The organism is Rhizobium sp. AB2/73 (assembly GCF_020871915.1).
GTDB lineage: Bacteria > Pseudomonadota > Alphaproteobacteria > Rhizobiales > Rhizobiaceae > Rhizobium > Rhizobium dioscoreae.
The window spans coordinates 1,348,258-1,366,704 of record NZ_CP067071.1 but is presented as its reverse complement, the minus strand read 5'-3'; the positions used below and the strand labels follow the sequence as shown (position 1 = coordinate 1,366,704).

The following is an 18,447-nucleotide window of genomic DNA, read 5'->3' as shown; positions in this document are numbered from 1 at the left end:
TAAGTGACCGAATTTAGTCTTGATGCCGGATTTTTGAAGTTTTTACAACAAAACGGGAGATGAATAATGTCCGACGCTATCGAGGGCCGCCTGAAGGAACTCGGCATCGTTCTGCCGCAGGCCGCGGCACCGGCCGCCAACTACGTTCCCTATGTCATCAGCGGCAATCTTCTCTATCTGTCGGGCCAACTCCCGATGGAAAACGGCAAGATCGGCGTCACGGGTCATCTCGGCAAGGACGTCGATGTTGCCGGCGGGCAGCGGGCGGCCGAGCTTTGCGCGATCAATATTCTCGCCCAGGCGAAAGCTGCCCTCGGCGGCGATCTCGGCCGGATCAAGCGGCTGATCAAGCTCAACGGCTTCGTCGCCTCGACGTCCGATTTCGTCGAACAACACCTTGTGATCAACGGCGCATCCAATCTTCTGGCAAACGTGCTTGGCGAAGCCGGCAAGCATGCCCGCGCCGCCGTCGGCATGGCCGCCCTGCCGCTCAATGCCGCCGTTGAAATCGATGCCATTCTGGAAATTGCATAATGAGCAAACTTGCCTGGTTGACCGAGCGTCCCGTCGCTCACCGCGGCTATCATGACATGAACAAGGAAGTCTGGGAGAATACACTCTCCGCCTTCAGCCGTGCCATCGAGGCGGGCTTTGCCATCGAATGCGACCTGCACTACGCCTCCGACGGCGTTCCGGTGGTCTTTCATGACGACGACCTCCAGCGCGTCTGCAATCTGCCGGGCGAAGTGCGCGAACGCACCTCGGCCGAGCTCGGGCTGCTGTCGGTCGGCGGTACCAAGGACAAGATCCCGACGCTGAAGCAGCTCCTGCGGCTCTGCGACGGCAAGGTGCCGCTGGTGCTGGAGCTCAAGGGACGCGAAGGCGATGACGATGGCTTTGCCGAATCCGTGCTCGAAGTGCTGGAAGGCTACAAGGGGCATGTGGCGCTGATGAGCTTCGATCATTGGCTGCTCAAGGACCTCAAGGCGCTGGAAGCGCCCTACCCTGTCGGACTGACGGCTGAAGGAAACAAGCCTGAGACGTTTTTTCAGCATGACGAAGCCATGCATCTTGGGCTAGACTTCATCTCGTACTTCTACGGCCACCTGCCGAACCCCTTTGTTACGGCGCAACGCCAGCGCGGTATTCCGGTCATCACCTGGACCGTGCGCGACGAAGCGGCCCACAAACATACGTTTGCCAATGCAGACCAGATGACCTTCGAAGGTTTTGATCCGCGCCTGGCCTCGTAAATCGGCATCGATTGAAGAAGAGGCTTTGCGCATACCCAAATTGCCGCTGCGCTGACAGTGCGCCCTTCGGGCGGATGGCGCGGCGGTGAGAGCCCCTTCTTTCCTTCCAAGCGCAAGAGTTTGATGACAGACGAATTATCCATTCGAGTCGAACGATCCTTCAAGAATATCGCCCCGGAGAGCTGGTCGAAGCTGGCCGGAGCGTCCAGAACCGGCAGCGTCCTGCCCTACAATCCCTTTGTCTCGCACGCCTTCCTCTCATCGCTTGAGGAGTCCGGTTCCGCCACCGACAAGACCGGCTGGCTCGGCAATCACCTGCTGCTGGAAACCGAAAGCGGCGAATTGATCGGTGCAGTCGCCGGCTACCTGAAGAGCCATAGCCAGGGCGAATATGTCTTCGACCATGGCTGGGCCGATGCCTTCGAGCGTGCCGGCGGACGCTATTATCCAAAACTACAGTGCTCCATTCCCTTCACGCCCGCCACCGGGCCGCGGCTGCTCGTCGCCGAGGGACAGGATAGGAGCGTGCTGCAGCCGGCGCTCGCCGAAAGCCTGAAAGAAGTCACCCGGCAGCTCGGCGTTTCCTCAGCGCACATTACCTTCCTGCCGGAAGACGAGGTTTCGGTTTTCGAAACCGACGGTTATCTGCATCGCACCGACCAACAGTTCCACTTCATCAACGAGGGCTATGCCGATCACGACGCCTTTCTGGAGACGCTGGCATCGCGCAAACGCAAGGCGCTGAAGAAGGAACGGCGCGCGGCGGTCGAGCATGGCATCACCATCGACTGGCTGACCGGCAGCGACCTCACGGAAGGCATATGGGACCAGTTCTTCGCCTTCTATATGGATACCGGCAGCCGCAAATGGGGCCGCCCCTATCTCACCCGAAAATTCTATTCGCTGATCGGCGAGCGCATGCCCGACGACATTCTGCTCGTCATGGCCAAGCGCGAAGGCCGTTATATCGCCGGCGCGATCAACTTCATCGGCGGCGAAACGCTTTACGGCCGCCATTGGGGCTGCATCGAGGATCACCCCTTCCTGCATTTCGAGGTCTGTTATCACCAGGCAATCGATTTTGCGCTGAGCAAGGGGCTGAAGCGCGTGGAAGCCGGGGCGCAGGGCGAGCACAAGCTCGCGCGCGGCTATCTTCCCGTCATCACGCATTCCGCGCATTATATCGGCCATCAGGGCCTGCGGCGCGCCGTTGCGGACTATCTGAAGCATGAGCGGGAACAGATAGAGGAGATGAGCGAAATTCTCACCGAGCACAGCCCCTTCCGCAAAGGCGAACGGCAAGATATCTAGCCGTATGGGATAACCATAAACGCAAGACGAGGAGATACCGGATGACCATCCCCGCCTATGACGACAACAATATCTTCGCAAAGATCCTGAAAGGCGATATTCCTTCCTATCGCGTCTACGAGGATGAGCACACGGTCGCCTTCATGGATGTGATGCCGCAGTCGCCTGGCCATACGCTTGTCGTGCCGAAGGCACCCTCGCGCAATATTTTCGATGCCGACCCGGCTGCATTGCAGCAGGCTATCACGGTGGTCCAGAAGATCGCCGTCGCCGTTCGGGAAGCCTTTGATGCCGACGGCGTCTATATCGCGCAGTTCAACGAGCCCCCCGCGGGACAAACCGTCTTCCATTTGCATTTCCACATTATCCCCCGCATCGATGGCGTCGCGCTGAAGCCGCATTCGGGCAAGATGGAAGACGGCGCGGTATTGGCGGAAAACGCCAGGAAGATCATCGAAGCGCTGGCCTGACAGACTCAGCTCCTCAAGTCATTTCTGAGGATTTCTTCATAGCCATAAAAAACGGCTGCATTATCTCCAATGCAGCCGTTCCATTTTTCTCAAATCACCGGTCGGTGATTACTTGCGCGGAACCTTCGGAACCGTGCCGCCGCCCTTGCGCGGCGACTTGCCGTCGGACTCGCCGCTTTCGCTCGAAGGCGAGGCCTTGGCCGAGCGGCGGCTGTCGGCTGCCGTTGCAGCCTTGCCGACGCGGCTTCTAGCCTTGACGGTGACGTCGCCGTCATCCTCTTCCACCTCGGCCGGCACACTGCCCACTTCGGCTTCAGGCTTCGGCCGGATCGGAGCGGTGTCCGCGATCGCCTCGAGCAGAATGCCCGTGGTGCCGTCTTCCTTCTTGCCGACCGTGACGTTGACGACGCCGCCCTTCTTCAGCTTGCCGAAGAGGATTTCGTTCGCCAGCGGCTTCTTGATGTTTTCCTGGATGACGCGCGCCAGCGGACGGGCGCCCATCTTGTCGTCGTAGCCCTTCTCAGACAGCCAAGCGATGGCGTCCTCGTGCAGGTCGAAGGTCACGTTCCGTTCGGAAAGCTGTGCTTCCAGCTGCATGATGAACTTCTGAACGACCTTGTGGATAACAGTCGTCGGCAGCGGCGCGAAGGGAATGACCGCATCCAAACGGTTGCGGAATTCCGGTGTGAACAGGCGGTTCAGCGCCTCTTCATCCTCGCCCGTACGCTTGGACGAGCCGAAGCCGATGGCGGCCTTGGCCATTTCCGAAGCGCCCGCATTGGTCGTCATGATGAGGATGACATTGCGGAAGTCGATCTTCTTGCCGTTATGGTCGGTCAGCGCGCCATGATCCATGACCTGCAGCAGGATATTGAAGATATCCGGATGCGCCTTCTCGATTTCGTCGAGCAGAACCACGCTGTGCGGATGCTGATCGACGCCGTCGGTCAGGAGGCCGCCCTGGTCGAAGCCGACATAGCCGGGAGGTGCACCGAGCAGACGGGAAACCGTGTGACGCTCCATGTATTCCGACATGTCGAAGCGCAGCAGCTCGACGCCGAGCGACGAGGCAAGCTGCTTGGCGACTTCGGTCTTACCGACACCGGTGGGGCCGGAGAAGACGTAGCAGCCGATCGGCTTGTTCGGTTCGCGCAGGCCGGCACGTGCCAGCTTGATCGAGGTCGAAAGCGCTTCGATAGCCGTATCCTGGCCGTAGACCACGGAACGCAGTTCCTGTTCGAGGTTGGCGAGAACCATCTCGTCATCCTTGGACACCGTCTTCGGCGGGATGCGGGCCATGGTCGCGATCGTCGCCTCGATCTCCTTTTCGGTGATCAGCTTGCGGCGCTTGGACGGCGGCAGAAGCATCTGGGCGGCACCCGTCTCGTCGATCACGTCGATCGCCTTATCCGGCAACTTGCGGTCGGATATATAGCGAGCCGACAGCTCGACAGCCGTCTTGATGGCGTCGTTCGAGTAGCGCAGGTGATGATACTCTTCGAAATAGGGCTTCAGCCCCTTCATGATTTCGATGGCATCCTCAATGCTCGGCTCGTTGACGTCGATCTTCTGGAAGCGGCGGACGAGCGCCCGGTCCTTCTCGAAGAACTGGCGGTACTCCTTGTAGGTGGTCGAACCGATGCAACGGATCGCACCCGAGGAAAGGGCCGGCTTCAGCAGGTTCGACGCGTCCATCGCGCCGCCGGAGGTGGCGCCCGCGCCGATGACCGTATGGATCTCGTCGATGAACAGCACGGCGCCCGGATACTCCTCGAGCTCCTTGACGACCTGCTTCAGGCGTTCTTCGAAGTCGCCGCGATAACGGGTGCCGGCAAGCAGCGTGCCCATATCGAGCGAAAAGATCGTGGCATCGGCCAAAGCTTCCGGAACCTTGCCCTCGACGATGCGCTTGGCAAGACCTTCGGCAATCGCCGTCTTGCCGACGCCAGGGTCGCCGACATAGAGCGGATTGTTCTTTGAGCGGCGGCACAGCACCTGGATGGTGCGGTTGACCTCGGAGTGGCGGCCGATCAACGGATCGATCTTGCCGTTCTTGGCCTTCTCATTGAGATTGACGCAATAGGCCTTCAGGGCGTCCTGCTGCTTCTTGCCATTACCCTCCTCCTGCTCGCCGCGGGAGGTCGGCTTGCTTTCGGATTCGCTTTCCTCGGCGCCGCGCGGCGTGCGGGTCTGGGAGGAACCCGGGCGCTTGCCGATGCCATGGGAGATATAGTTGACCGCGTCGTAGCGGGTCATTTCCTGCTCCTGCAGGAAGAAGGCAGCATGGCTTTCCCGCTCCGCGAAAATCGCGACGAGGACGTTGGCGCCCGTCACTTCCTCGCGGCCGGAAGATTGCACATGGATCACGGCACGCTGGATGACACGCTGGAAGCCGGAAGTCGGCTTCGAGTCCTCATCATAGCCCGTGACCAGGTTGGAGAGTTCATTATCGACGTATTCAGTCAGAGTCTTACGGAGCGCGTCGAGATCAACATTGCACGCGCCCATGACAGCTGCGGCATCGGCGTCGTCTACCAGCGCCAAAAGCAGATGTTCCAGCGTGGCATACTCGTGATGCCGCTCGTTCGCGTAGGTCAGTGCCTGATGCAGCGCCTTCTCAAGACTAGGCGAAAATGTTGGCACGTTCAGATCCTCACTTCTTTTCCATAACACATTGCAGCGGATGCTGGTGCTGCCGGGCAAAGTCCATCACCTGGCTCACCTTCGTTTCGGCTACTTCATATGTATATATCCCGCACTCGCCCACGCCGTGGTTGTGGACATGGAGCATGATGCGGGTGGCACTTTCGAGATCCTTTTGAAAGAAACGCTCCAGGATATGGATCACAAAGTCCATGGGCGTATAGTCATCGTTCAGAAGCAGCACGCGGTATAGATTGGGTTTCTTGGTTTTGGGCTTGGTGCGCGTAATCACCGAGGTCCCGCGATTTCCGTTGTCCCCGTTCCTTTCGCTATTGTTTTGCATCCGGATCGGCTCAGCGATCATTTCATTCATTCCTCAAATCATCCGGCAGAAGCTATCGCATTCCGACTTGGCACTGGGTTGGTTTCTTCACTTGGTCGGGCCGGATATCCGAACCTCTAACTTAGTTCATATTGGCGTGATTTTAAGCCCCTTGCGGGACACTGCAATCACAATTCGCTGACAAACGGGACTGCGGTCAAAAAAGTCGCTGCATATCGCCATGTCTGGTTCGGTGCGCCAAAACGCAAAAGACCGGCCGCGCGTCGCGCAGCCGGTCCTTCCGGGAATTTTGCCTTTCGGCGAAAGTTTAAGCGGCGGTCGCCGTTGCCGCTGCCTTGCTGGCAGCCTTCGTCGCAGCCGCGACGGGCGCTTCGTAGGGCTTGTAGGCAACCTTGGCGAGATCGGCATACATTTCGCCGAGCTTGGTGGCTTCGGCAATGAAGTTTTCATAGGAAGACTTCACATAGCTGCTCTGCAGTTCGAAGGCAGCTTCGAAGCTCTTGACGCCGGCGAGCGTTTCGAAGTGTGCAACACCATCCTGGAAAGACTTCTTGGAGTATTCAGCGGCTTCGGCAGCAATAGCCTGAAAGCCCTTCGTGACATCGGAATAGCTCTTCAGCGCCGTGTCCATGGCTTCCTTGCCCTTCTTGTTCGCTTCATCGAAATTGAACATGCTTCTCCGTCCCTTGTTGGCCGGCCGGCGGCCGGTTTACAGGGATAAAGGTTAAATGCGACGCACAATTAGTCAAGTAGTCTTGTGCGCCGCAATATCACCTTTCGGTTGCATTTTGGATGACGGCGCGGTGTCGATAACGATGAGTGCGCCGCATCATTCTGTTTTTCCTAATATATATCATCCTCTCTGCAACCACAGGCTTTGATTAAAATATTGGCATCGGGGCAGAAAGAAGCCGAGAGAGATCAGAACGGCAGCGGAATGATCAAATCGACAAATGTCAAAGAAAAAGGCCGCATTTCAATGAAATACGGCCCAAATATTCGATCACTATACGAGATCGATATAATCAGAGATCGACGTCCAGAATAGCCATCGAGAAATTATAGGAGCGGTCGCCATCTTCGTCGTCGATATAAACGACACCCAGAAACTCTTCGCCTAGGTAGACTTCCGCAGAATCGTTCTTGCGCGGGCGGGCCTTCACCACGACCTGCGGGTTGAACGTGCGCTTGAAATAGGCGTCGAGTTTCTTGATTTCTTCGGGCTTCACAATGCTTCTCCGTGAGGATCTCTGTTGGCCGCTTCTTGCATAGGAAAAGCGGCGGTGTAAAGACCGGAACCGCGCATAGCTATCCGGCGACAGCGCAAGCCTCGGAAAATCGGACTGGAATTTCCTAGATTCCTGCACCCATGATCTGGTCAACGATCAATTGCTCGGCGAGCAGCTGATCCATCGAGCGAGAGGGTTCGGAGCACCCTGCTTCTCCGACCACTTTGGCCGGAACGCCGGCAACAGTCGTCTTGGCAGGCACCTCCTTCAGCACCACGGAGCCGGCGGCAATGCGCGAGCAATGGCCGACCTGGATATTGCCGAGGATCTTGGCCCCCGCACCAATCAGGACGCCGTGGGCGATCTTCGGATGGCGGTCGCTGCCTTCCTTGCCGGTACCGCCGAGCGTGACCCCATGCAGGATGGAGACGTTGTCGCCGATCACGGCCGTCTCGCCCACGACGAGGCCGGTTGCGTGATCGAGGAATATGCCCTTGCCGATGCGCGCCGCCGGGTTGATATCGGTCTGGAAGACGCTGGAGGAACGGCTCTGCAGATAGAGCGCGAAATCGCGGCGACCGCGATTATGCAGCCAGTGCGCCAAACGATGTGTCTGTAACGCATGGAAACCCTTGAAATAGAGGACAGGCTCCAGGAACCGCAGGCAAGCGGGATCGCGATCATAGACGGCTTGGATATCGACACGCAGAATCGATCCCCATTCCGGCCAGTCGGCGAGCATTTCCTCAAAGGTCTGCCGCAAAAGAATGGCTTGCATGTCTGGATGGTCGAGGCGCTCGCAGATGCGATAGATGACGCATTCTTCCAGCGAACGATGGTTGATAATCGTCGAATAGAGGAAAGCGGCAAGGAGAGGGTCCTTTTCGGCAGCGGCGCGTGCTTCCTCGCGCATGCTGTCCCAGATCGGGTCCATGACCTTCACCGCGCTCAAGCCTTCAACCTGGCGAATATCCGTTGCTGCGACCATTGGCGGTCTCCCGATTTTCTGTCAGGGGTGCATTATATAGAATAAAAGCCAGACAAGACAAATGGGTTGATCGCGCATGAATTTCGAGCATGACTTCGCCGGCGGTCTCATTCGCGCGACATGCAGCGACGCGATCGGTACGATCGCCATCAGCAACCCTGGCAGAAAGAATGCCGTAACGGCTGCCATGTGGCGCGCCATCCCGCAAGCCGTGCGTATCCTGACTGATGAAGCCCATGCGCATGTTATTGTTCTGCGCGGCGCGGGCGCCGATTTTTCAGCCGGCGCCGATATCAGCGAATTCGACAGCGTGCGCAAGAATTCCGAGACCGCGGTCGCCTATGAGGCGCTGAACAGCCAGGCTTTCGAGGCTATCCGTCACTGCCGCGTGCCGACGATCGCCGCAATCCGTGGCATTTGCTATGGCGGCGGCTTCGGCTTGGCAGCGGCCTGCGATCTTCGGATAGCCGAACGAGGCGCGCGATTCTGCGTCCCCGCCGTCCGCCTCGGCATCGCCTATCCCGCCGACGCCGTGCAGGACATCGTCAACGCGCTCGGAGCGCAGATGGCCAAGGTCACGCTGTTTACCGGCGCGCCCATGGCTGGCGAGAAGATGGTTGCCGCCGGCTTTCTTCTGGAGGAAATCGACGCAGAGGCATTCGATGGCGAAGTCTCCGCCCTCGCCCATGCCATAGCCGCCAATGCCCCCATCGCGCTGCATGCCTCGAAGCTCGCGATCCGTGCCGTCATCGAGCAGGATGGCGATCTGTTGCGCGAAGCGGAGGTGATCGGCGCCGAGACGTTCGACAGCGCCGATTATGCCGAGGGCCGCGCTGCCTTTGCAGAGCGGCGGAAACCACACTTCACCGGCAAGTGACTTAGCGCTGGCCGAGGCGCTGATAGAATTCGAGAACCGCCGCTTTGAAGATCTTGTCGCCGACGGCGAGCATGTGATCGCGGTTCGGTATGTCGACGGCCTCGGCATGCGGCATCAGCGCCGCCAGTTCACGGCCGGAGCCAGCAATATCGTCCTTGGTGCCGACGGCGATCAAAGTCGGCGCTTCGATCCTTGCCACATCCTCCCTCGACGCCAGATCGCGTGAGCCCTGGATGCAGGCGGCCAGCGCCTGCCGATCGCTTTTCGTCTGTTCGGCGAAGGCGCGGAACATGCGCCCGCGTGCATGGGTGACATCATCGAGCGATGGTGCCACCAGCGCATCCGCAATTGGATCCCAATCGCCGACGCCCTCGACCATGCCGATGCCAAGACCGCCGAGAACCAGCGAGCGGACGCGATCCGGATGAGCGATCGCCATGAAGGTCGAAACACGCGCACCCATGGAATAGCCCATGACATGCGCCTCGGGAATGCCCAAATGGTCGAGAAGGGCGACGGCATCCTCTGCCATGATCCACGGATGGTAGACATCGGCATCATAGAGCTTGTCGCTCGAGCCGTGGCCACGGTTGTCGATGGCGATCACGCGATAGCCGGCCTCGCCGAGCGTCTTCAGCCAGCCCGGATTGACCCAGTTGGCAATCGCCGTGGAAGCGAAGCCATGAATCAGCAGCACCGGCGGGCCGCTCGGATCGCCGTCATCGAAAAAGGCAAGCTTCAATCCGTCGCTGATAAAATAGGACATCGGGGGAGCATTGAGATTCATGGCGTCGTCTTCACAAACTGGGTCCTGTTGGCGCCGGACCATATTTTATCGGCGATATCAAATGAACCCTATGCCTGCGAAAATCTCTGCCTCAAGCCGGACTTTCGCACTACACAATCGGGAAGAAGGATTATAAAGAGGGGCTACCAAGTCTGGCGCAACATTCATGCCGCTCACGGCAAGACGCATTCGGAGATCATCATGGCCGGCCACAATATTCCCCATTTCCAGAACGACGGCGGACATCGCGTCATCGAAATCGGCGTGAAGGAATTCATGTGCACCGGCGCCTCGGTTCCCTATGATCATCCACACATCTTCATCGATCTCGGCGACGAGAGCGAGAAGGTCTGCTCCTACTGCTCGACGCTCTTCCGCTACAATCCTTCACTGAAGGCGGATCAGACGAATCCGGCCGGCTGCGTCTTCCATTTCAAGGCGGCCTGACGCCATAGCGTCCGATCGGACATAAGAAAATGCCGATCAAAGCAGCCGCAATCATCGGCGCCGGAATAGCCGGATTGACGGCGGCTCTCACGCTGGCGAGACACGGGATTGCCTCCGACATTTTCGAACAGGCAGAGGTGCTGACCGAAGTCGGTGCGGGCCTGCAGATTTCGCCAAATGCCTCCCGTGTCCTCGATGCACTCGGCGTGCTCGAGGCGCTCAGACCGGTTTGGCTGGAGCCGGAGGAAGTCCGACTCGTATCCGGCTCGTCGCTGCGGCCTGTCGCTTCCATTCCCTGCGGGAAATTTGCCCGAGAGCGATGGGGTGCCCCCTATGGTGCCGCGCATCGCGCGACCCTGCAAAAGGCGCTCCTCAATGCGGTAACGGCCAATGACTTATGCAGGCTGCACCTCGGCCGGCATATCGATATCAAGGACAAGCAGACATTGGAAGAGAGCGCCGGAAGAGGATTCGATCTCATCATCGGCGCAGACGGCGTGTGGTCGAAACTGCATGCGATGGTGCCCAGTGCGCCATCGCCGCTCTTCTCCGGGAATATTGCCTGGCGCTTCTCCATTCCGCAGGCGGCGGCCCCCGCCCTGCTGGACAAGGCGAACGTCACGGCATTTCTCGGTCCTTCCAGCCATCTCGTCTGCTATCCCATCCTGGAAAATGCCGCCTTCAATATCGTCGCCATCGTCTCCGGCAGCAGCACCAGCCGCGATTGGAGTGCGACCGGCAGCAAGGCCCAACGCGAGCAGATGCTGCGCGGCTTTTCCGGCTGGAACGGCGCGATCCTGCAAATGCTGGAGGCACAGGAGCAGACAAGCTTCTGGCCGCTCTACGAGATGAAGGACGGTCGGTGGCATAATGGCCGCGATACGATCCTGATCGGAGACGCTGCGCATGCGATGATGCCGTTTGCGGCGCAAGGCGCAGCCATGGCGATCGAGGATGCCTTCGAGCTTGGCGGGCTGCTTTCTGCGCGCTCGCCGGCGGAAGCCTTCGAACTCTATGAAAAGCATCGGGCGCCACGAATTGCGCGCCTGAGGCAACGCGCCGCCTTCAATCAGTTTGCCTATCACGCCCGCGGCCCGATCCGGATCGCGCGCGACCTCGTTCTCTCCCTCCGTCCGCCGCAAAGCCTCGCGGCGGACATGGACTGGATTTATGGCTACCGCGCCATCGGTTGATCAAACCTCTTTGGCGGCGGCAAAGCCCTTTTCGATATCCGCCTTGAGATCCGGCACGTCTTCGAGACCAACCTGCAGGCGGATGACCGGCCCTTCCGTCGGGACCTTGGTGACGCGCCGGTCATTGAGATTGACATGCAGGGCCAGACTTTCGAAACCGCCCCAGGAATAGCCCAGAGCGAAAATCCGCAAGGCATCGAGGAAGGCATGCGCCTTCGCCTTGAATTTCTGGGGATCGTCGACGGCCAGAACGAAGGAGAAAATCCCGCTCGCACCCTTGAAGTCGCGCTTCCAGAGTTCGTGGCTGGGGAAGCTCGGCAAGGCCGGATGCAAGACGCGAGCGACCTCCTCCCTGCCCTCGAGCCACCGGGCGATCGCAAGCGCGCTTTCCTGATGGCGATCCAGGCGTACGCCCATGGTACGCAGGCCGCGCAGCACCTGATAGGCGTCGTCTGGCGCCCCACAAAGGCCGAGCTGACCGTGAGCGTCCAGCAACCGCTTCCAATGCGTCTCGTTGGCGGAAACCGTGCCCATCAAAATGTCGGAATGGCCGGCGGGGTATTTCGTCACGGCATGGATGGAAACGTCAACGCCATGGTCGAGCGGCTTGAAATAGAGCGGCGTTGCCCAGGTATTGTCCATGGTCACGACGCAGCCGTGACGATGAGCCGCCGCCGAAATTGCGGGGATATCCTGCACTTCGAAGGTGTTTGAACCCGGCGATTCCGTGTGGACCAGCTTGGTGTTCGGCTTCATCAACCGCTCGATATCGGCGCCAATCGACGGATCGTAATAATCGACCTCGACGCCGAGGCGCTTCAGCATGGTATCGCAGAAGAAGCGCGTGGGACCGTAGACCGAATCAACGATCAGTGCGTGATCGCCGGCGGAGAGGTAGGCAAGAAGCGGCACGGTGACTGCAGCAAGCCCGGACGGCACGATGATCGTTCCCGCCGAACCTTCCAGCGCGTCCATTGCTTCGCATAGCGCATCCGTTGTCGGCGTGCCGCGCGTGCCGTAGGTATATTTCTGGTCATGCGTCTCCATAACGCGCGCATTGGGAAACAGCACCGTCGAGGCACGCACGACAGGTGGATTGACGAAACCGTGATAGTCGAACGGCGAATTGCCGATATGGGACAAGCGCGTGTTGATGCCGGCGTTCGGCAGGTTTGTGTCTTTGTCTTTCATGTCAGGATATGCCTTTGGCGCTGTTGGAAGCTGGATTTGTGGCGACCAAGTCCAGTGGGGTCAACCCCGATCATTCCAACGCCACACATTATTAGAAGGCTAAAATAACAAAAATGGCAGCCAAAACCGCATTTTCGCGCAGATTTTTGGCAACATGCCGCTCATTTTGGCGCCAAATGCCCATTTTTCATCCCCGAGAAGCAAAAATGCCGAATAAAACCGCAATAATTGGGGCGATCTCTTGACCGCTACACCATTTGCGACTGTGATAGCGCCACTCGCACCGAGAAAGGGAAGGAACGGTTCTCCAGGAACCTACTTCGGACGCGATACAGTTTAATTATAAGACAAATAGACAAAGGTAGGGAAAATGAAAAAGATTGCTCTCTCCGCATTCCTCGGAGTCGCAGCCTTGGCTTATACCGCGTCCGGCGCTTCGGCTTCGACGCTGAGCGACGTAAAGGCCAAGGGCTTCGTCCAGTGCGGCGTGAATACCGGCCTTCTCGGCTTTGCACAGCCGGACGCATCCGGTAACTGGGCCGGTTTTGACATCGACTTCTGCAAGGCTGTCGCTTCCGCTGTCTTCGGCGATCCGACCAAGGTGAAGTACACGCCTCTCAGCGCCAAGGACCGCTTCACCGCGCTGCAGTCCGGCGAAATCGACGTACTTTCCCGTAACACCACCTGGACCATCAACCGCGACACCGCGCTCGGCCTAAAATTCCGTCCGGTCACCTATTATGACGGCCAGGGCTTCATGGTTCGCAAGGAGCTGAACGTAAAATCGGCACTCGAACTTTCCGGCGCGGCAGTTTGCGTTCAGTCCGGCACGACGACCGAGCTGAATCTGGCCGACTACTTCAAGACCAACAACCTGCAATACAATCCGGTCGTCTTCGACAAGCTCGAAGAAGTCAATACGGCCTACGATTCCGGCCGTTGCGATGTCTACACCACCGACCAGTCCGGTCTCTATGCTCTGCGCCTGACGCTGAAGAACCCGGACGACAACGTCGTTCTGCCCGAAATCATCTCAAAGGAGCCGCTCGGCCCGGCCGTTCGCCAGGGTGACGATCAATGGTTCAACATCGTGAGCTGGACGGCTTACGCGCTCGTGAACGCCGAAGAATTCGGCATCACCCAGAAGAACGTCGACGAGATGAAGAACTCGGCCAATCCGGACATCAAGCGCTTCCTCGGCGTAGAACAGGGCTCGACGATCGGCACCGACCTCGGCCTGACCAACGACTGGGCCTATAACATCATCAAGGGCGTCGGCAATTACGGCGAAGTCTTCGACCGCAACATCGGCGCAGGCAGCCCGCTGAAAATCGCTCGTGGTCTCAACGCTCTGTGGAGCAAGGGCGGCATTCAATACGCACCGCCGGTGCGCTAAGCCGCAAAGAGCCTAGCTTTAAAAGAGAGAGGCGGCTTCGCCTCTCTCCCCTCAAGAAAACAAGCCTGAAACAGGCACATTGGGGAAAAATTCTATATGGCAATTACTGTAAACTCGCCTGAAGGCGGGCGCTCGGCACTATCGGCGGCGCTATACGACCCCAAAGTTCGGGGTGCCTTCTATCAGGCGCTCACTATCATCATTCTCGCGGGACTTTGCTGGTTTGTCGTCACGAACACCATCGACAATCTGCGCGCATTGAACCGCTCGTTCGGCTTCGGCTTTCTCGAAGGACGCGCTGGCTTTAACCTGGGGCAAGCGCTGATTCCCTACTCCAGCGATTCGACCAATGCCACCGCCCTTCTCGTCGGCGTACTGAACACACTCCTGATTTCGGTGGTCGGCATCGTCGCGGCGACTATCGTCGGCTTCCTCATTGGTATCGGCAGGCTTTCGCATAATTGGCTGATTGCGAAACTTTCCCAGGCCTATGTCGAGATCTTCCGCAACATCCCGCCTCTGCTCGTCATTTTCTTCTGGTATAGCGGCGTTCTGGTGCTGCTGCCGCAGGCGCGCGATGCCGTGCACCTGCCCTTCTTCAGCTATCTCAGCAATCGCGGCCTCGCCTTTCCGAGCCCGATCTTCGGCGCGGGCATGTGGGCCGTCGGCATCGCCTTTCTCATCGCCATAGCCGTCGTATTTTTCGTGGCGCGCTGGGCGCACAGGCGTCAGGCGGCAACCGGTCAGCAATTCCATACGATCTGGGTGTCGATCGGCATCCTGATCGGCCTGCCGTTGCTGGTCTTCCTGGTAACGGGCATGCCGCTTTCCTTCGACTATCCCATTGCCGGCAAATTCAACCTGACGGGTGGCACGGTCATAAGTCCGGAGTTCCTTGCGCTTCTGCTTGCGCTGTCCCTTTATACCGCATCCTACATTGCCGAGATCGTACGCGCCGGTATTCGCGGCGTGCCAAAGGGTCAATCGGAAGCAGCGGGCGCACTTGGCCTTCGGGCGTCGGCCATCAACCGGCTGATCGTCATACCGCAGGCCATGCGCATCATCATTCCGCCGCTGACGAGCCAGTATCTCAATCTGATCAAGAACTCGTCGCTTGCCATCGCCATCGGCTATGCCGATCTCGTCGCCGTCGGCGGCGTGATCCTCAATCAGTCCGGCCGAGCCGTCGAAGTCGTCATCATCTGGATGATCATCTATCTCGCCTTGAGCATCGTGACATCGCTGTTCATGAACTGGTTCAACGCCAAGATGGCCCTGGTGGAGAGATAGAATGTCCAGCGTAGATCAACACTTCGTCAGCAAGGCGCTTCTCACGGCGCAGCCGGCACCCGCCAGCGAAAGAGGTGCGTGGCATTGGTTGAAAAAGAACCTGTTTGCCACGCCCAAGGACATTGTCCTCACCGTGCTTGCCATCACCTTCCTTGCCTGGGTGATCCCGCACCTGATCAATTGGCTATTCCTAAATGCAGTCTGGAGCGGAACCGACCGCACCTTCTGCGCTACCACTGTTCAGGGCGGAACACAGCCGGATGGCTGGAACGCCGCGTGCTGGGCCTTTGTCCGCGCAAAATTCGCCATCTTCATGTTCGGCCTTTATCCGCCGGACGAGCGCTGGCGGCCGATCCTCGTCTGCATCCTGATGATCGCCAGCTTCGTTCCATTGCTGATACCGTCGGTTCCCCGGAAGGGGTTGAACGCAATCCTGGCATTCTTCGTGCTGCCAGTTGTTTCGTTCTTCCTGCTCCACGGAGGCTTCGGCCTTGAGACGGTGGAAACGGAACGATGGGGTGGCCTGCTGGTAACGCTGGTGATCGCTTTCGTCGCCATCGCAGTCTCATTCCCGTTCGGCATCGTGCTTGCACTCGGCCGCCGTTCCAAGATGCCGGTCTTGCGCATGCTGTGCGTGACATTCATCGAAGTGATCCGCGGCGTACCGTTGATTACGGTGCTGTTCATGGCAAGCTATATGCTGCCGCTGTTCATGCCGCAGGGCTGGACTGTCGATAAGCTGCTGCGTGCCGTGGTCGGTGTCGCGATCTTCACCTCGGCCTATATGGCCGAAGTCATCCGCGGCGGTCTGCAGGCGATACCGAAGGGCCAGTTCGAGGGCGCCGATTCACTCGGCCTCGGCTACTGGCAGAAGATGCGGCTGATCATTCTGCCGCAAGCGATCAAGCTGGTCATTCCCGGCATCGTCAACACCTATATCGGCATGTTCAAGGACACGTCGCTGGTTGCGATCATCGGCATGTTCGACCTGCTCGGTATCGTTCGTCAGAACTTTTCGGATGCCTCCTGGGCGACGGCGGTGACCCCCGTAACGGGTCTTGTATTCGCCGGATTCGTTTTTTGGCTGTTCTGCTTTGGCATGTCGCGCTATTCAGGCTTCGTGGAACGCCATCTCGACACCGGCCACAAGCGATAAAATTGAGGGAAATACAAAATGGCTGAAGCCCAATCGAAGAAAATGACTGTCTCCGAGACCGAGGTCGCGGTGAACATGATCAACATGAACAAGTGGTACGGCGATTTCCACGTGCTGCGCGATATCAACCTCAAGGTCATGCGCGGCGAGCGTATCGTCATTGCCGGCCCGTCCGGCTCGGGCAAATCGACGATGATCCGCTGCATTAACCGCCTGGAAGAGCACCAGAAGGGCCAGATCATCGTTGACGGCGTCGAGCTTACCAACGATCTGAAGAAGATCGACGAGGTGCGCCGCGAAGTCGGCATGGTGTTCCAGCACTTCAACCTTTTCCCGCACCTGACCATTCTGGAAAACTGCACGCTGGCGCCGATCTGGGTGCGCAAGATGCCGAAGAAACAGGCGGAAGAGATCGCCATGCACTTCCTCAAGCGCGTGAAGATTCCGGAACAGGCGAAGAAATATCCCGGCCAGCTTTCCGGCGGTCAGCAGCAGCGCGTGGCAATCGCCCGCTCGCTCTGCATGAACCCGAAGATCATGCTGTTCGACGAGCCGACGTCGGCCCTCGACCCCGAAATGATCAAGGAAGTGCTCGACACCATGGTGGGCCTTGCCGAAGAAGGCATGACCATGCTGTGCGTGACCCACGAAATGGGCTTTGCCCGCCAGGTCGCCAACCGCGTGATCTTCATGGACCAGGGCCAGATCGTCGAACAGAATTCGCCGAAGGAATTCTTCGACAATCCGCAGCATGAGCGCACGAAGCTGTTCCTTAGCCAGATCCTGCACTGATACGGATCGATTGAATGAACAAGACCCGCCGCTGCATCGCTGCCGGCGGGTTTTTTATATACGGCCGGGTTCAGCGGCCGTAATCGGCGTCAGGACGCGGATCTCGCGGGCCGTCTCCTCCTGATTGCTGCCTGGCAATTGGCAGCGTTAGCACGCGCTATAGCGCTTCGCAAAAAACGAGATATATTCTTTATCACCGCGAATAATGCGGAATTCACGAGACGTCGGGGAAGCGGGCCGTGAAAAAAAGCGACAGAATCATCGGCGGGCTTGCACTTTTAAGCGCCGCCATCATCGTCATCAAACTGGCCGGAGCGATGTATGGCCACGATCTCATTCAGATGGCGATCGATGCTACGCGGCCAAAAGCTGCCGGCGGCTGGCCGACGGTGGCGAACTGAGCATGAAACAGGGCTGATCGCGTGATCGGCGGTACGTTATCGTAATCGGAGAATGGCGACCCCTGCAGGATTCGAACCTGCGACCACATGCTTAGAAGGCAAGTGCTCTATCCAGCTGAGCTAAGGGGCCATGAGCCTTGCCGCGCTTTGCGCGGCGGGCAACACATGCCTGAAACCGCCGCCAAACTCAATGGCCGGCGTTCAAGAAGTGCCTGGTTTCAGTGCGTCCAGGGCTGGATGCGGTTGAAGCGGAAATTGTCGGAATAGGACACCGTCTGCCGGATGGGATCCTTCGGCGGGATGACGCGGTAGTCGATGCCGTTGCGCTTGGCGTAATCTTCCGCCTGTTCTTGCGTCTCAAAGGTCAGCTTGAGCTGCTGGCGCATATCGCCCGACGAGGTATAGCCCATGATCGGATCGATCTTGCGCGGCATTTCCTGATCGAACTCCAGAACCCAGATATTGGTTTTGGCCTTGCCGGATTGCATGGCCGTTTTTGCAGGACGATAAATCTTGGCAGGCATTGCTGCAGCGCCTCCGAATCAAGCGGGAATGATCCGCTTACTTGCTTCTCTTGCCGCGACGCGATCCTCTGCGGGCCGCGCGAACACGACTTTTGCTTAGCTGCGAATCCCTTTGTTTTCAAGCAAAAAGGCAGCCGCTACCAGGACGAATTCAAC

At 58.6% G+C, this 18,447-nt stretch carries 20 protein-coding genes and 1 tRNA gene; 12 read left to right on the top strand and 9 right to left on the bottom strand.

Translation table 11 applies throughout. The annotated features are described in order from the left end of the window. Positions 1-66 precede the first annotated feature (66 nt). The 4 genes from I8E17_RS06915 to I8E17_RS06900 all read left to right on the top strand — a co-directional run bounded on the left by I8E17_RS06915 (position 67) and on the right by I8E17_RS06900 (position 3,034). Positions 67-534, top strand: a complete 468-nt coding sequence (locus I8E17_RS06915; RefSeq protein WP_069612080.1) for a RidA family protein — start codon at positions 67-69, stop codon at positions 532-534. Next, the gene (locus I8E17_RS06910) at positions 534-1,253 is read left to right on the top strand and encodes a glycerophosphodiester phosphodiesterase (RefSeq protein WP_069612079.1); all 720 of its coding nucleotides are present in this window, start codon (positions 534-536) and stop codon (positions 1,251-1,253) included. The genes I8E17_RS06915 and I8E17_RS06910 overlap by 1 nt, the downstream gene beginning before the upstream one ends. Before the next feature lie 123 nt (positions 1,254-1,376). After that, positions 1,377-2,564: a GNAT family N-acetyltransferase gene (locus I8E17_RS06905; protein WP_112721371.1), complete on the top strand. Its 1,188-nt coding sequence runs from the start codon at positions 1,377-1,379 to the stop codon at positions 2,562-2,564. 41 nt (positions 2,565-2,605) lie between these two features. Continuing rightward, the gene (locus I8E17_RS06900; RefSeq protein WP_069612077.1) at positions 2,606-3,034 is read left to right on the top strand and encodes an HIT family protein; all 429 of its coding nucleotides are present in this window, start codon (positions 2,606-2,608) and stop codon (positions 3,032-3,034) included. Positions 3,035-3,142: 108 nt separating this feature from the next. On the opposite strand, the gene clpA is transcribed toward I8E17_RS06900, so the two are convergent. The 5 genes from clpA to cysE all read right to left on the bottom strand — a co-directional run bounded on the left by clpA (position 3,143) and on the right by cysE (position 8,237). Further along, positions 3,143-5,677, bottom strand: coding sequence for an ATP-dependent Clp protease ATP-binding subunit ClpA (gene clpA / locus I8E17_RS06895; RefSeq protein ID WP_069612076.1), 2,535 nt, complete (start codon positions 5,675-5,677; stop codon positions 3,143-3,145). Positions 5,678-5,687: 10 nt separating this feature from the next. Continuing rightward, a complete protein-coding gene (gene clpS, locus I8E17_RS06890) occupies positions 5,688-6,041 on the bottom strand; it encodes an ATP-dependent Clp protease adapter ClpS (RefSeq protein WP_069612294.1) in 354 nt (117 codons plus the stop codon). 286 nt (positions 6,042-6,327) lie between these two features. Continuing rightward, on the bottom strand, positions 6,328-6,693 hold the full coding sequence (locus I8E17_RS06885) for a phasin family protein (RefSeq protein ID WP_069612075.1): 366 nt from the start codon (positions 6,691-6,693) through the stop codon (positions 6,328-6,330). Positions 6,694-7,045: 352 nt separating this feature from the next. Beyond that, the gene (locus I8E17_RS06880; RefSeq protein WP_015339784.1) at positions 7,046-7,249 is read right to left on the bottom strand and encodes a DUF3126 family protein; all 204 of its coding nucleotides are present in this window, start codon (positions 7,247-7,249) and stop codon (positions 7,046-7,048) included. Positions 7,250-7,373: 124 nt separating this feature from the next. Then, positions 7,374-8,237, bottom strand: coding sequence for a serine O-acetyltransferase (gene cysE / locus I8E17_RS06875; RefSeq protein WP_069612074.1), 864 nt, complete (start codon positions 8,235-8,237; stop codon positions 7,374-7,376). Positions 8,238-8,313: 76 nt separating this feature from the next. Between cysE and I8E17_RS06870 the strand changes: the two genes are divergently transcribed. Next, on the top strand, positions 8,314-9,114 hold the full coding sequence (locus tag I8E17_RS06870; protein ID WP_069612073.1) for an enoyl-CoA hydratase-related protein: 801 nt from the start codon (positions 8,314-8,316) through the stop codon (positions 9,112-9,114). A gap of 1 nt (position 9,115) precedes the next feature. Here the strand turns inward: I8E17_RS06870 and I8E17_RS06865 are convergent, their stop codons facing one another. Next, a complete protein-coding gene (locus I8E17_RS06865; protein WP_069612072.1) occupies positions 9,116-9,901 on the bottom strand; it encodes an alpha/beta hydrolase in 786 nt (261 codons plus the stop codon). A 201-nt stretch (positions 9,902-10,102) separates the two neighbouring features. On the opposite strand from I8E17_RS06865, the gene I8E17_RS06860 reads away from it, so the two are divergent. After that, positions 10,103-10,348, top strand: coding sequence for a zinc-finger domain-containing protein (locus tag I8E17_RS06860; protein ID WP_069612293.1), 246 nt, complete (start codon positions 10,103-10,105; stop codon positions 10,346-10,348). 29 nt (positions 10,349-10,377) lie between these two features. Beyond that, entirely contained in the window at positions 10,378-11,541 is a 1,164-nt protein-coding gene (locus I8E17_RS06855) for an FAD-dependent monooxygenase (protein WP_069612071.1), read from the top strand. On the opposite strand, the gene I8E17_RS06850 is transcribed toward I8E17_RS06855, so the two are convergent. Next, positions 11,542-12,732 (bottom strand): cystathionine beta-lyase, encoded by a 1,191-nt coding sequence (locus I8E17_RS06850; protein ID WP_069612070.1) that lies wholly within the window; start codon positions 12,730-12,732, stop codon positions 11,542-11,544. It lies immediately after the preceding gene. A 370-nt stretch (positions 12,733-13,102) separates the two neighbouring features. Between I8E17_RS06850 and I8E17_RS06845 the strand changes: the two genes are divergently transcribed. The 5 genes from I8E17_RS06845 to I8E17_RS06825 all read left to right on the top strand — a co-directional run bounded on the left by I8E17_RS06845 (position 13,103) and on the right by I8E17_RS06825 (position 17,767). Continuing rightward, a complete protein-coding gene (locus tag I8E17_RS06845; RefSeq protein ID WP_069612069.1) occupies positions 13,103-14,128 on the top strand; it encodes an amino acid ABC transporter substrate-binding protein in 1,026 nt (341 codons plus the stop codon). Positions 14,129-14,224: 96 nt separating this feature from the next. After that, a complete protein-coding gene (locus I8E17_RS06840) occupies positions 14,225-15,418 on the top strand; it encodes an amino acid ABC transporter permease (RefSeq protein ID WP_069612068.1) in 1,194 nt (397 codons plus the stop codon). Position 15,419: 1 nt separating this feature from the next. Beyond that, positions 15,420-16,574 (top strand): amino acid ABC transporter permease, encoded by a 1,155-nt coding sequence (locus tag I8E17_RS06835; protein ID WP_069612067.1) that lies wholly within the window; start codon positions 15,420-15,422, stop codon positions 16,572-16,574. An 18-nt stretch (positions 16,575-16,592) separates the two neighbouring features. Beyond that, positions 16,593-17,366: an amino acid ABC transporter ATP-binding protein gene (locus tag I8E17_RS06830; RefSeq protein ID WP_069612066.1), complete on the top strand. Its 774-nt coding sequence runs from the start codon at positions 16,593-16,595 to the stop codon at positions 17,364-17,366. A 239-nt stretch (positions 17,367-17,605) separates the two neighbouring features. Beyond that, positions 17,606-17,767, top strand: coding sequence for a hypothetical protein (locus I8E17_RS06825; protein ID WP_176728001.1), 162 nt, complete (start codon positions 17,606-17,608; stop codon positions 17,765-17,767). A 53-nt stretch (positions 17,768-17,820) separates the two neighbouring features. On the opposite strand, the gene I8E17_RS06820 is transcribed toward I8E17_RS06825, so the two are convergent. Both I8E17_RS06820 and I8E17_RS06815 read right to left on the bottom strand, forming a co-directional pair. Next, a tRNA-Arg gene (locus I8E17_RS06820) sits at positions 17,821-17,897 on the bottom strand. An 88-nt stretch (positions 17,898-17,985) separates the two neighbouring features. Further along, positions 17,986-18,291: an ETC complex I subunit gene (locus I8E17_RS06815; RefSeq protein WP_069612065.1), complete on the bottom strand. Its 306-nt coding sequence runs from the start codon at positions 18,289-18,291 to the stop codon at positions 17,986-17,988. Between the last annotated feature and the right edge of the window lie 156 nt (positions 18,292-18,447).